At 40.5% G+C, this 13,209-nt stretch carries 11 protein-coding genes; 3 read left to right on the top strand and 8 right to left on the bottom strand.

Features of this window, described 5'->3' with window-relative positions; translation table 11 throughout:
• Positions 1–236 precede the first annotated feature (236 nt).
• From QLQ22_RS02305 to QLQ22_RS02285, 5 genes are all read right to left on the bottom strand, one after another.
• On the bottom strand, positions 237–971 hold the full coding sequence (locus QLQ22_RS02305; RefSeq protein ID WP_275976732.1) for an amino acid ABC transporter ATP-binding protein: 735 nt from the start codon (positions 969–971) through the stop codon (positions 237–239).
• Positions 968–1,612, bottom strand: coding sequence for an amino acid ABC transporter permease (locus tag QLQ22_RS02300; protein WP_284015931.1), 645 nt, complete (start codon positions 1,610–1,612; stop codon positions 968–970). Before QLQ22_RS02300 ends, QLQ22_RS02305 begins: the two co-directional genes overlap by 4 nt.
• 61 nt (positions 1,613–1,673) lie before the next feature.
• Positions 1,674–2,444 (bottom strand): transporter substrate-binding domain-containing protein, encoded by a 771-nt coding sequence (locus tag QLQ22_RS02295; RefSeq protein ID WP_284015930.1) that lies wholly within the window; start codon positions 2,442–2,444, stop codon positions 1,674–1,676.
• 492 nt (positions 2,445–2,936) lie between these two features.
• On the bottom strand, positions 2,937–4,025 hold the full coding sequence (locus tag QLQ22_RS02290; protein WP_223439233.1) for an ABC transporter permease: 1,089 nt from the start codon (positions 4,023–4,025) through the stop codon (positions 2,937–2,939).
• Positions 4,022–4,951: an ABC transporter ATP-binding protein gene (locus QLQ22_RS02285; protein ID WP_223439231.1), complete on the bottom strand. Its 930-nt coding sequence runs from the start codon at positions 4,949–4,951 to the stop codon at positions 4,022–4,024. Before QLQ22_RS02285 ends, QLQ22_RS02290 begins: the two co-directional genes overlap by 4 nt.
• Before the next feature lie 314 nt (positions 4,952–5,265).
• Between QLQ22_RS02285 and QLQ22_RS02280 the strand changes: the two genes are divergently transcribed.
• Genes QLQ22_RS02280 through QLQ22_RS02270 form a run of 3 tightly spaced genes read left to right on the top strand, consistent with a single transcriptional unit; the run spans position 5,266 to position 8,960 of the window.
• Positions 5,266–7,383, top strand: coding sequence for a BglG family transcription antiterminator (locus QLQ22_RS02280; protein ID WP_284015929.1), 2,118 nt, complete (start codon positions 5,266–5,268; stop codon positions 7,381–7,383).
• An 11-nt stretch (positions 7,384–7,394) separates the two neighbouring features.
• The gene (locus tag QLQ22_RS02275) at positions 7,395–7,664 is read left to right on the top strand and encodes a PTS sugar transporter subunit IIB (protein WP_223439227.1); all 270 of its coding nucleotides are present in this window, start codon (positions 7,395–7,397) and stop codon (positions 7,662–7,664) included.
• A 33-nt stretch (positions 7,665–7,697) separates the two neighbouring features.
• Positions 7,698–8,960 (top strand): PTS ascorbate transporter subunit IIC, encoded by a 1,263-nt coding sequence (locus QLQ22_RS02270; protein WP_284015928.1) that lies wholly within the window; start codon positions 7,698–7,700, stop codon positions 8,958–8,960.
• A 1,103-nt stretch (positions 8,961–10,063) separates the two neighbouring features.
• On the opposite strand, the gene QLQ22_RS02265 is transcribed toward QLQ22_RS02270, so the two are convergent.
• The 3 genes from QLQ22_RS02265 to QLQ22_RS02255 are packed head-to-tail and all read right to left on the bottom strand — an operon-like array spanning position 10,064 to position 13,209.
• The gene (locus QLQ22_RS02265; RefSeq protein WP_284015927.1) at positions 10,064–11,368 is read right to left on the bottom strand and encodes an MFS transporter; all 1,305 of its coding nucleotides are present in this window, start codon (positions 11,366–11,368) and stop codon (positions 10,064–10,066) included.
• A 42-nt stretch (positions 11,369–11,410) separates the two neighbouring features.
• Positions 11,411–12,559, bottom strand: a complete 1,149-nt coding sequence (dgoD, locus tag QLQ22_RS02260) for a galactonate dehydratase (RefSeq protein ID WP_223439223.1) — start codon at positions 12,557–12,559, stop codon at positions 11,411–11,413.
• A gap of 17 nt (positions 12,560–12,576) precedes the next feature.
• Positions 12,577–13,209 (bottom strand): bifunctional 4-hydroxy-2-oxoglutarate aldolase/2-dehydro-3-deoxy-phosphogluconate aldolase, encoded by a 633-nt coding sequence (locus tag QLQ22_RS02255; RefSeq protein ID WP_284015926.1) that lies wholly within the window; start codon positions 13,207–13,209, stop codon positions 12,577–12,579.

The following is a 13,209-nucleotide window of genomic DNA, read 5'->3' as shown; positions in this document are numbered from 1 at the left end:
TAATATCCCCCGCCATCTCTCATCCTACGTAAAAGTGCCTGACCCCTTCATGGGATCAGGCACCAATTTATTTCTATTTTTAACACTTTCATACTCCCGCTTAAATGCAAAGCTTACCACGATCAAAGCGACCACAACACTGCTGACACAGTTCCAGGTTCCAAAAAGGATGCTGCGGCGTTCGGACGCTTTCATTCTTTTAGGCAGTCACTTTGACACTCTGCATTCCTTGCAGCCTAAAGAACTTTGCTTAAGAAGGATTTAGTCCTCTCATGCTGAGGGTTGCCGAATATTTCATTCGGTTCATTTTCTTCAACGATATACCCGCCGTCCATGAATATAACACGGTCTCCGACTTCACGGGCAAAGCCCATTTCATGGGTAACAACGACCATTGTCATACCCTCTTTAGCAAGCTGCTTCATTACCTCTAAAACATCTCCGACCATTTCAGGGTCAAGTGCAGAAGTAGGTTCGTCAAATAGCATGATTTTCGGATTCATTGCCAGTGCCCTCGCTATGGCAACCCGTTGTTTTTGTCCTCCGGATAGTTCTCCAGGATAGCTATTTGCTTTTTCCCTCAGTCCTACCTTATCCAGCAGTTCAAGCGCTAATTTTTCCGCTTCTGCTTTCTGGGTGCCTCGAATTTTAATAGGTCCCAATGTGATGTTTTCTAAAACAGTTTTATGAGGGAAAAGATTAAAATGCTGAAAAACCATTCCAACTTCTTGTCTAACTTTGTTTATATTGATTTTTGTTTTTGGATTCGTTATATCATGTCCATTAATGACTACCTCACCGCCTGAAATTTCCTCCAGGAGATTCAGACAGCGCAGGAATGTGCTTTTTCCCGATCCAGAAGGGCCTATTACACAAACGACTTCTTTTTCTTGCACGATTGCATTAATATCTTTTAAAACCTCGACGGTTCCAAATGATTTTCTCAGGTTTTTTACCGTTATCATGCTCATCGAAGTTCAAACCTCTTTTCTACGAAATTAGCAATTAGGGATAACAAATAAATGACGATAAAGTAAATGATACCGACAACAAGCCAAATTTTGAATGCTTCAAAGGTAGCCGAGGCTTGAATTTGTCCCTGCTGTGTTAAATCTGCAATACCAATGACAGACAAAAGAGAAGTATCTTTTAAGCTAATGATCGATTGATTCGTGATCGTAGGGAGCATTCTTCTGAAAGCCTGGGGCAGCACGACATAGCGCATTGTTTGTCCACCAGTAAATCCGATTGATCTTGCTGCTTCTGTTTGGCCTTTATCAATGGACTGAATGCCTGCTCTTATGATTTCAGCAAAATAGGCCCCTGCATTAATTGCAACGGTAATGATACCAGCTGTTGTACTGTTTAATGAAATTAAATTCAGTGAATTGATGCCGAAATAGATAAAGAACAATTGAACAATAAACGGCGTTCCTCGTATAGCATCAATATAAACTTTTGCAATCCAGGTCAAGATTTTGACAGGTGCTAACCGCATCAAGGCAACAACTAAACCAATTAAAAAACCTAGAAGAATGGCAATGATAAAGACATAAAGGGTTACCTGAAGTCCTTTTAATAAAATCGGCAAAGCCGCAATAATGATATCCATTCTATTCATCTCCCTTCAAAAAGAAAGCGCGCCTTAAGCGCGCTTAATGAGCATAAAATTTTTATTCACCAAGATAGGATTTTATAATTTTATCGTATGTTCCATCTTTTTTAAGATTAGCAAGACCTTTATTTATCTTTTCCAATAAATCCTTGTCTTGTCCTTTCAATACAGCAATACCATACTTATCTCCATTCAAACGATCACCTACGGTCTTTAAACCAAGGTCTTTTTGAGCAATGGCATAGGAGATAACAGGATAATCTTCTATAAGAGCATCGGCATTGCCGTTTGCCACTTCCTGGAACATAGCGGGACTATCATTGAATTGAACAACTTTGATTCCCAGTTTTGCGGAATTATCCTGTGCATATTTAGCACCTGTTGTTCCTTTTTTAACTGCTACCGTTTTTCCTTTAAGGTCATCAACTGATTTAGTAGTTGTATTATCCTTTTTAACTACTACTGTTAATCCTGCATTAAAATACGGAGTTGAGAAATCCACTACCTTTTTTCTCTCATCTGTAATGCTCATCCCTGCAATAGCCACATCAAGCTGATTGGCTTGCATCGCTGGAATGATTCCGCCAAAGTCCATCGGAGAAAGTTCGATTTTAAAATCCTGGTCTTTCGCTATTGCATTGATTAATTCAATATCAATTCCTTTATACTCGTTTCCCTCTTTAAATTCAAATGGAGGATACGTTGTATCTACACCCACTTTATATACCTTATCACTTTTTTCTTTCTCGCCTGCAGTATCATTGTTTCCACATGCTGCGATAAAGATAGTAAGAATCAAAAACATACTAAGCAAACCCAGTTTCTTCATTCAAAACACTCCAATCTTAGATTATTATTACTATGTAGGATATAACAATATTACTTTTCTATAATATAGCATAAGTATAAAGTAATATAATAGTATGAATTATTGGAAAAAAATTATTCTTGTTGAATAACAATAATTGCTTTATCCCCCCTCTTTTAAGTGATGGTATTGGTAATTAGAGTATACTATTGAAACCTTTATTATAAAAATTACCGAGAGAATAAACTTGTTTTTTTATCTTACAATAAAAGAGGCTGACTCAAAAGGTTGTTGAATAACGACTATTTTGAGTCAGCTTCTTATTTTAAGGTTTTTTTGAATATTTATTACTTGCTATCATGATGTTCGGGACTTTCTTGACAGGCTGCTGTGGTATAGATGGCGAACTTTTTAGATAAGTTGCCCTGCTTATTTTTAAACTTTTGAAGAGCGTCCTCACTAGAATGATCGACATTGCAGCTTCCCATATCTTTTTCTCTCTATTCCACTTCCTTATTCCCACTTAAACGTATAGCTCGCCACAATAAACGCACCCAAGACCCAGCATCCCAGTATCAAGGTTTCGGTTCCAAGCGTCAAAAAGGATGCTCCGACGTTCATGACTTCCCTTAATGCATGGCTTAAGTGGGAAATCGGGAGCACACCGACAATCGGCTGCAAAAATTCGGGCATATTTTTAATCGGGAAAAAGACGCCTCCTAAAAAGAGCATTGGGAAGGAAAGAAATCCTGCGATCGGCGCGGCGCTTTCCGGTGTTTTTGCAATTCCGGCAATGATAAATCCAATCGCCATAAAGGCAAGAGTACCTAAAATCACGAAGGTGATAAGTGTCAGCCAGGATCCGCGCACATCGACTCCGAAAATAAGCTGTGCTATTACAAGTACAAGCAAAGCCTGCAAGCCATTCAGCATAAGACGAGCCGTTATCTGCGCCGCAATGAAGGTAGATGCCTTAAGCGTCGTTCCCTGCATTCTTCTCAAAATGCCCCGCTCTCTCCACGCAGCAATTTGCCCGGCTACCCCGTTCATGTTGTTGCTCATAATCATCATCGCCACAATTCCGGGTACCAAAAAGTCAATATACTGCAGGTTCAGCGTTTCGATTCCTTTTGCCTCAGTGACGACCACAGGCTTGTAATCTGCTTTTTCTTTGCTGATCTGATCAACCGCTCCGTTTACAAGCTGCAGGCCTACCTGGGAGGCCGCCGTATTTGTTTCATCATAATAGACTGGGAGTTTAAAAGGAGACTCTTGACCAAGCTCTTCACTATAACCTTTTGGAATCACAATCAAGATTTGCAGATTTCCCTTTTTTACCTCATTGAAGGCTTTGTCCTCCTTCAGCTCCATTTCAAGCTCCATCGCCTTATTTTTCTTTAATGCCGCAACAAATGCCTTCGATTCACCGGATTGATCCTGATCGACGACTCCAACCGTAACCGACATGCTGCTGCCATTCCCGAGAAACGACCCTAGCATGATCATAAGAAAAATCGGAAACGCAAGCGTCCAAAATAATACCTGGCGATTGCGGAGGAAAATACGCAGCTGGGTTAACGTTAATTGCCAATATGCCTTCATGCTTCCCGCAGCCTCCTTCCCGTCATATGGATAAAGACGTCTTCAAGCGTTGCCGTCCGAATCTGTAAATCTGCCAATTTCAAGCCCAGGTCTGCGGCCGTTTGAATGAGGCTCGTTAAGGTTGCCTGAAGATTATCCGTATACAGAATGGTTGCATCCTTCTGCCTTCCAACCTGCTTGACGCCTTCAATTTGAGTGAGATCCATCTCAGCTGCTTCTTCCTCAAACCGGAATTCCACCGCATTTTCAGAGTGAAGACTGCGCACAAGCTCGGCAGGGGTATCGAGTGCAATCAGGTTTCCCTGATCCATAATGGCAATTCTGTCGCAAAGCACATGGGCTTCATCCATGTAATGAGTAGTCAAAACAACCGTAACTCCCTTTTCCTTCAGGTTAAAAATAATATCCCACAGTGTTCTTCTGGCCTGGGGATCTAGTCCTGTTGTCGGCTCATCCAGAAAAATAATCAGCGGATCATGAACAAGAGCGAGCGCAATCGCAAGTCTCTGCTTCTGTCCGCCTGACAGGCTTTTGATCCGGCTCTTCGTTTTATCCGTGAGCAGCATATCCTCAATCAGCGGATGAATCGGAATCTGTTTCTTGTAAAAACTCGCATACAAATGGAGGATCTCCTCCACCGTCAAAAGCTCAAAAAGAGTTGTCGACTGCAGCTGGACACCAATGACTTCCTTCACCTTCTTTAAATCCCTCACCACATCAAACCCGCCAATATCAGCCGAACCGCCATCCGGCTTCCGCAGTCCCACCAGCATCTCCAAAGTGGTCGTCTTCCCCGCTCCATTCGGACCCAGCACTCCAAACACTTCGCCTTTAAATACATCAAAAGCGATGCCATTAACCGCTGTAAAATCCCCATATGTTTTGACCAAGCCATTCACACTGATAATCTGTTCCTGAGCACTCATTTTTTCACACTCCAAAATGAGACAGTTTGCTGCTGCCTCAGATTTGTTTCTATTGGAATGTATTCTTTGCGGGAGGCCTTTATCCCTTTGTTTCAATCTACAATCCATCATACTCTTTATCTGGAAGCCTATAATTTGACATGATGCTAAATAAAAGTTCAATCTTTGCAAACTTCCTAAGTAAACATTTGGACTTATCATCTAGTATCTGCGCAGTATAATGAAAGTAAGAAATACTTATTGAAGTTTGATATTTGCAAACTCCACATAGAATGAAAAAAATCTCTTTTCACTATTAAGGAAGGAGGATTCCTGTGACATTAGATCAGCGGTGTGTGGGGATATTAAACAAAATTGTGCAAACTCCCCGCTATGTGCCGACTTCAGAGATTATGGAAGAGATGAACATTTCAAAGCGGACTGTCTATTATGATGTCGATAAGATTAATGATTGGCTGAAGAATCAAGAGCTTGAAGCTTTAAATTATATCCGCTCAGCCGGTTTTTATGTAACCGATGTGACACGTGAACAAATCAAACAAAAAATCGCACAAACCCGGCAGGCTCATGTGTATGAAGATTCTCCCAGAGAAAGAAAAGCCTGGGCTGTGGTGATGATTCTTACAAGGGAAAATCCTGTTTTTCTTAAAACGTTTCTTGACCGTTTTCTTGTTAGCCGAAGCACCATGCTTACGGATATTAAACAGATAAAACAGGAGCTAAGCAGCTACAACCTAATACTTCTATTCAAAAAAGAAAAAGGGTACTATCTATCAGGATCTGAGCAAGACAAACGAAGTGCATTGGTTTCATATATCACAGAGCTGATTGACGGACATGGATTAGATCAGCTTTTAACGGAAGTCCAGCACAGCTTAACAGCATGCGGACCAACTCCTCTGCAAGACTTTAACAGACTCACCATTCATGAGATTCATACTCTATTAAATGAGGCGGAGCAGGTAATAGGTGTCAGGTTTACTGATGATATTATCAATCAAATGAGCGTCCACCTTGCTTCATTTATTAAACGTTTTGCACAATCAAAATTTGTAACAATAAATGATGTAGAAAAACAGGTTATTAAACAAACAAAAGAATTTCAGGCAGCTAAATCTATTTCCTTAAAAATTGAAAACGTTTACCGTATTTCCGTTCCGGAAGATGAAGTTTATTATCTAACAACCTATCTTCTGGGAGCCAAAATCAGCGAGTATAAACGGGAACCGATTGATGATCAAGATGCTTTAAACATGAAGAAAATCATCTCCAGGATGGTGGATTCCTTTCAAACATATGCATGCGTAGTATTTACAGAAAGAAAGGCTCTGGAGAAAAACCTATTTTTGCATTTAAGGCCTGCATACTATCGAATTAAATATGGAATTGACCTTGAAAATCCACTGACTTCCTCTGTAAAAGATAAATATCAGGATATTTACTTGTTAACAGAAAAAGTGATTTATCACTTTGAAGATGTGCTTGGAAAAAAGGTTTCTAAAGATGAAATTGCCTATGTAGCCCTGCATTTTGGGGGCTGGATCGAAAAAGAAGGTGTTTCAGTAAAAGCCCGGAAGAAAGCAGCAGTTGTATGCGGAAGCGGGATTGGAACCTCTCGAATTGTGCAAAAACAGCTGGAGGATTTAATTCCAACATTAGATGTAGTTAAGGTAATGACTAAACGAGAATATCATGAAAGCGAGCTCGGACAGATTGATTATGTCATCTCGACAACTCCTATTCAGAAACGGGATGTTCCTGTTTTCATTGTTCATCCCATTTTAACCCATACTGAAAAGGCCAATCTGCTGTCACAAATAGAAGCTTCTCCTAATCCTTCACTGCCGGGGGAAATTGAAGCATTAATGACCATAATGAAAAAACATGGTGTGATCACGGATGAAAAAGGACTGCAGCAAGAACTCTCCCAATACTTTATAGCAAATCGATCATCAGATAATCAGGGGAGGAAGAAACCAATGTTAAATGACATCTTAACCAAAGACACCATTCAGTTTGCAGATCAGATTGACAGCTGGAAGGAAGCGATAAAGCTCGGTGCAAAGCCTCTTTTAGCAAATAAGTCGATTAAGGAAAGCTATATCGAGGCAATGATCAGCAATGTAGAAAAACTCGGACCTTATATCGTCATTGCTCCAAAAATCGCTCTGCCGCACGCACGACCAGAAGATGGAGTAAACAAAGTGGGAATGAGTTTTCTCAGAATAAAAGAGGGCTGTTCATTTACAGAAAAACCTGAGCACCGGGTAAACCTTTTATTCGTTCTGGCAGCAATCGACAATGAAACGCACTTAAAAGCATTATCTCAATTTTCAATGATGCTCTCAAATCCAGAAAATATCAATAAACTGGTACAAGCCGAAACAACAGATGAGGTTTTAGCCGTTATCGAAAAATATTCAACCAATTAGGAGGAAAAATGATGAAAAAGATTTTAGTAGTTTGCGGGAATGGATTAGGAAGCAGCTTTATTGTTGAAATGAATGTAAAAACGATTTTAAATGAGCTTGGCGTTCAAGCTGAAGTATCTCATACAGATTTAACAACAAGTAAATCTGAGCAGGCGGACCTGTATTTAGGATCAAAGGATTTAGTAGAATCACTTGATGATGGAACAAGAACAGTGGAAGGTTTAACGAATATTTTAGACACAAATGAGCTTAAAAGAGTCTTAGAAAAACACCTTAAATAGAAAGAACTGCTCAAGTAAAGAGGAGGGTCTCGAATGATTGATTTTATTATGAAGGATGTGCTGGGTACACCAGCCATTCTTGTTGGATTGTTTGCATTTATTGGACTGCTTCTTCAGAAAAAAGGAATGGCAGATACGGTTTCAGGAACACTGAAAACCATTATGGGATTTGTTATTCTCGGTGCCGGAGCCACGATATTAATTGGTGCTCTTGACATTTTTGGCAGCATGTTTGAAAAAGCGTTCAATATTCAGGGGATTATTCCTAATAATGAAGCAATCGTTGCGATTGCACAAGAAACGCTTGGAACGGAAACAGCCATGATCATGCTTTTCGGGATGCTCGTTAACATCCTGATTGCACGGTTCACTCCGTTCAAATACATTTTCTTAACTGGGCATCATACCTTATTTATGGCTTGCTTGCTGTCTGCTGTATTCGCAACAGGCGGAATAACGGGCATTCCGTTAATTATTATCGGGTCACTTATATTAGGGAGTTTGATGGTGCTCATGCCTGCACTGCTCCAGCCATATGTACGGCAAATTACAGGCAATGACAGCATCGCTCTTGGCCACTTTGGTTCCATTGGATATTTCACTTCTGCCTTTCTGGCAAAAAGATTAGGAGACAAATCGAAATCAACTGAGGATATCAAAGTGCCCAAATCCCTTGGATTTTTGCGCGATACATCAGTGGCAATGAGCTTAACGATGACAATCCTCTTTTTGATTGTCGCCCCGATAGCAGGAAAAAGCTTTGTCGAAGCAGAACTAAGCAGCGGCACAAACTTCCTTGTCTTCTCATTTATGCAGGCAATCACTTTCGCTGCTGGGGTGTACATTGTCTTAGCAGGGGTTCGGATGTTAATTGCTGAAATTGTTCCTGCATTTAAAGGAATCGCGGATAAAGTTGTAAAGGATGCGAAGCCCGCTCTTGATGCACCCGCCGTCTTCCCTTTCGCACCAAATGCTGTAATCATTGGCTTTCTATCAAGCTTTTTGGCTGGGGCATTATCCATGTTTATCTTGCCTATACTGGACTTAAAAATAATCGTACCAGGTCTCATCCCCCATTTCTTCACAGGTGCTGCTGCAGGAGTATTCGGAAACGCCACTGGCGGCAGACGCGGCGCTATTATTGGAGCATTTGCCAACGGGCTATTAATCTCATTTTTACCGGCACTGTTATTGCCTGTCCTTGGATCATTAGGATTTGAAGGGACAACATTTGGAGATTCGGACTTTGGGGTCGTTGGAATATTGATTTCATTCATAATTCAACTGTTTACGTAAAAAGAATAAAACACCTTTTATCCAATCCATGAAAAAGTAAAGCCAGAGGAAACTTTGGCTTTTTCCTTTTAAGAAGGATGAGAGGAAGAAAACAAGGCCACATCATCAACATCTCTTCCCTTGCCGGACACTTAGCTGTTGTTGCAATCTCCGTTTGCAGAGGAACAGTCTCAATTACTCATAGAGAGCGTTTGATTCCCCTAAACAGGCACAATCCTGGTTTTGGATACTCATAGAGAGCGTTTGATTCCTCTTTACAGGCTTAATCCTGGATTTGGATACTCATAGAGAGCGTTTGATTCCTCTTTACAGTCTTAATCCTGGTTTTGGATACTCATAGAGAGCGTATGATTCCCCTATTTTGGCTCAATCCTGGATTTGGATACTCATAGAAAGCGTTTGATTCCTCTTTACAGGCTTAATTCTGGATTTGGATACTCATAGAGAGCGTTTGATTCCTCTTTACAGGCTTAATCCTGGATTTGGATACTCATAGAGAGCGGATGATTCCTCTTTACAGGCTTAATCCTGGATATGGATACTCATAGAGAGCGGATGATTCCTCTTTACAGGCTTAAACCTGGATTTGGATACTCATAGAGAGCGTTTGATTCCTCTTTACAGGCATAATTCTGGTTTTGGATACTCATAGAGAGCGTATGATTCCCCTATACTGGGTCAATCCTGGTTTTGGATACTCATAGAGAGCGTTTGATTCCTCTATACTGGCTCAATCTTAAATTTGGATACTCATAGAGAGCGTTTGATTCCCCTATACTGGCTCAATCCTAGATTTGGATACTCATAGAGAGCGTTTGATTCCTCTTTACAGGCTCAAACCTGGATTTGGATACTCATAGAGCGTATGATTCCTCTTTACAGGCTTAATCCTGGATTTGGATACTCATAGAGAGCGTATGATTCCTCTTTACAGGCTTAATCCTAGATTTGGATACTCATAGAGAGCGTTTGATTCCCCTATACTGGCACAATCCTAGATTTGGATACTCATAGAGAGCGTTTGATTCCCCTATAAATAAAAAAGACTAATCCCTTTAGGATTAGTCTTTAAACACCACAATTCCCATATACCTATTTATAAGTTATGCAGATTCATAACCTTTTAAAGATTCTTCTTCTTTTACCTGAATCCGCTCAACTTTTCCAACTAAGAAAATGTATGATAAAGCTCCTATCAGAGTTACACAGGCGATAAAAGTAAGTGCAGGAGCAAAATTTCCTCCTTTTGCTAAAAAACCAATTACAATAGGAATAATGATAGATGCTGTACCGCCAATAAAGTTAAATACCCCTCCAGCTATCCCAACAAGCCGTTTTGGTGCCAACAGTGAAACAAACACCCAGGTAATCGAAGCGAAACCGTTCCCGAAAAAAGCTATACACATAAACATGATGACTAAATTTGTATTTTCCACATAGTTTGCCCCAATTATAGAGGTTGCCAGCAATAACCCAGTAATAACAGGCACTTTTCTAGCAACGTTGTCAGAAACCCCTTTTTTCACAAGGAAATCAGACAAGAATCCAGAAGATAATACACCTACAAATGCTGCTAAAAATGGTAATGAAGCCAATAAACCGGTTTTTACAAACGTTAATCCTCTATATTCAACAAGGTACGTGGGAAACCAGGTTAAGAAAAACCATAGCGTGGATGCCACTGCAAATTGTCCAATGTATATACCCCATAACTTCCTGCTTTTTAATACGATTGCAAAGTCTTTTATGCCTACTGTAGATTTTACAGACTTATCATCTGCAATAGCATCAAAGATTGCTCCGCCTTCACGAATATAATCGAGTTCTTGTTTATTAACCTTTTTACTGTGCTGAGGATCACGATAAAGTAAATACCAAAGAATTGCCCAAGATATTCCAATAATACCTGTAATGATAAACAGGCCCCTCCAGCCAAACCATTGCTGTAAAAAAATTAAGGCTGGAGTTAAAAAGGCCAATCCTATAAACTGTCCAGAGGTATAAATCGCAACGGCTCTAGCTCTTTCTTTTTCCGGAAACCAGCTGGCCGCTACTTTACTATTTGTCGGGAAAGCTGGTGCCTCAAACGCTCCCAATCCAACGCGAAGTAAGATAAATCCCGAGAAACCGTGTACAAACCCCTGCAGTAAAGTTGCTATAGAGAATCCAGCTATGCCTATGGCATGGGTTTTTCTGTTTCCCAGCTTGTCCAGTATCCATCCGCCAGGTATTTGAAGAGCACAATAGGTCCATCCAAACGCCGAAAATATAAGGCCCATCTGCACAGGGTCTAACTCTAGTTCCTTTGAAATAAATGGGGCAGCTACTGCAATATTGCTTCGATCCATGTAATTTATAATGACGGTGATAAACAACATAAAAACAACACCATACCGCACTTTTGTCATTCTCTTGCTCACTTTAACCACCCGCTTCATCCGTATTTATTATTACCACTCAGCGATGCTTCCATCAGTATGTCTCCAAACTGGATTTCTCCAATTGTGACCGATTTCTGCCATTTTCCTCACATGTTCTTCGTTGATTTCAATTCCCAAACCAGGACCATCCGGTATTTTCACGTAACCGTTTTCATATTTGAATACACGATTATCGACAATGTAATCCAGTAAATCGCTTCCCTGATTATAATGAATTCCAAGACTCTGTTCTTGAATAAACGCATTGTGACACGTAGCATCAACTTGAAGACATGAAGCTAATGCAATTGGTCCTAAAGGACAGTGCGGAGCTGCAGCAACATCAAATGCTTCAGCCATCGAGATTATTTTTTTGCATTCTGTAATACCGCCTGCATGGGATAAATCCGGCTGAATAATATCTACATAACCATCCATTAAAAGGTTCTTATATTCCCATCTTGAAAACATTCTTTCCCCCGTTGCAATCGGTATATTGGTTGCCCGCGCAATCTCCCTTAACGCCTCATTATTTTCCGGAAGCACCGGCTCTTCGATGAACATTGGCCGGTAGGCTTCAAGTTCTTTCGCTAATATTTTTGCCATCGGCTTATGTACTCGCCCGTGAAAATCAATGCCTATACCGACATAAGGTCCGGCAGCTTCACGAACAGCAGCAATACGTTCGACTGCCTGATCAATTTTTTCATAGGAATCAATGATCTGCAGTTCCTCGGTTCCATTCATTTTTATTGCAGTAAATCCGGCTTCAACAGCTGCCTTCGCTGAAGATCCCACTTCAGCAGGGCGATCTCCGCCTATCCATGAATATACGCGAATGGAATCCCTGCATGCTCCGCCTAATAGCTGATAGACTGGCGCATTATAAAATTTCCCTTTTATATCCCAAAGCGCTTGATCGATTCCAGCAATTGCACTCATAAAAATAGGGCCGCCTCTATAAAAACCTGATCGATACATATAATTCCAATGATCTTCAATTCTTAACGGATCTTTTCCAATCAAATACTCCATTAATTCTTTTACGGCTGTTCCTACCGTCTCAGCTCTTCCTTCAATAACAGGTTCGCCCCATCCGATAATTCCTTCATCTGTTTCAATTTTTAAAAACAACCATCTCGGCGGTACTTGAAATAATTCATAACTAGTAATTTTCATAATAGATACTCCCCTTTTTAGTCGTTTGATTTTACAGCTGAAACAAATTGTTTCGCTTTTTCTGTTAATTGCACTAAATATTCATCTGTTACCTCAAGCTTCGTATCCACAAGAGCGCTTCCAAGTCCACAGCCAACAGCACCTGCTTTCATAAATGCCTGAATATTGCTTAGATCTACGCCGCCTGTTGGAAGTAATGGAATTTGCGGAAGAGGTCCCCGTATATCTTTTATGAAGCCAGGTCCTAAAGCAGCAGGGAAAACTTTAATAATATCTCCGCCATTTTCATAGGCTGATAGAATCTCAGTCGGAGTAAACGCACCTGGAATGCTTACCGCCCCATATCTCTTCGTCATTTTAATCGTTTCAATATTGACAGTAGGTGACAAAATAAAACTAGCACCCGCTAAGATAGCGGCACGGGCCGTTTCAGGACCCAAAACTGTTCCCGCCCCTATTATCACTTGATCTCCCAATTCATCTGATACCTTTTCGATCACAGATAAAGGTTTTGGAGAATTCATCGTAATTTCCAAAGCGCCTACTCCGCCTTCATGAAGTGCTTTTGCAATCTTTAAAACATCATTTGGATTTGCACCGCGGATAATAGCTACAATTTTGGTTTCTAGAATGCTTGACAATATATCCAT

The sequence above is a fragment of the Metabacillus hrfriensis genome, assembly GCF_030127205.1.
Taxonomy (GTDB): domain Bacteria; phylum Bacillota; class Bacilli; order Bacillales; family Bacillaceae; genus Bacillus_P; species Bacillus_P dongyingensis.
Note: the sequence above shows the minus strand (reverse complement) of the source record. Positions and strands in the feature narration are given on the sequence as shown.

Bases quoted from the DNA above. Each gene is read 5' to 3' on its own strand.
- QLQ22_RS02270 (WP_284015928.1), top strand. From the start codon at position 7,698: ATGATTGATTTTATTATGAAGGATGTGCTGGGTACACCAGCCATTCTT.
- dgoD (WP_223439223.1), bottom strand. From the start codon at position 12,559: ATGAAAATTACTAGTTATGAATTATTTCAAGTACCGCCGAGATGGTTG.
- QLQ22_RS02290 (WP_223439233.1), bottom strand. From the start codon at position 4,025: ATGAAGGCATATTGGCAATTAACGTTAACCCAGCTGCGTATTTTCCTC.
- QLQ22_RS02305 (WP_275976732.1), bottom strand. From the start codon at position 971: ATGAGCATGATAACGGTAAAAAACCTGAGAAAATCATTTGGAACCGTC.
- QLQ22_RS02285 (WP_223439231.1), bottom strand. From the start codon at position 4,951: ATGAGTGCTCAGGAACAGATTATCAGTGTGAATGGCTTGGTCAAAACA.
- QLQ22_RS02255 (WP_284015926.1), bottom strand. From the start codon at position 13,209: ATGGATATATTGTCAAGCATTCTAGAAACCAAAATTGTAGCTATTATC.
- QLQ22_RS02275 (WP_223439227.1), top strand. From the start codon at position 7,395: ATGAAAAAGATTTTAGTAGTTTGCGGGAATGGATTAGGAAGCAGCTTT.
- QLQ22_RS02295 (WP_284015930.1), bottom strand. From the start codon at position 2,444: ATGAAGAAACTGGGTTTGCTTAGTATGTTTTTGATTCTTACTATCTTT.
- QLQ22_RS02265 (WP_284015927.1), bottom strand. From the start codon at position 11,368: ATGACAAAAGTGCGGTATGGTGTTGTTTTTATGTTGTTTATCACCGTC.
- QLQ22_RS02300 (WP_284015931.1), bottom strand. From the start codon at position 1,612: ATGGATATCATTATTGCGGCTTTGCCGATTTTATTAAAAGGACTTCAG.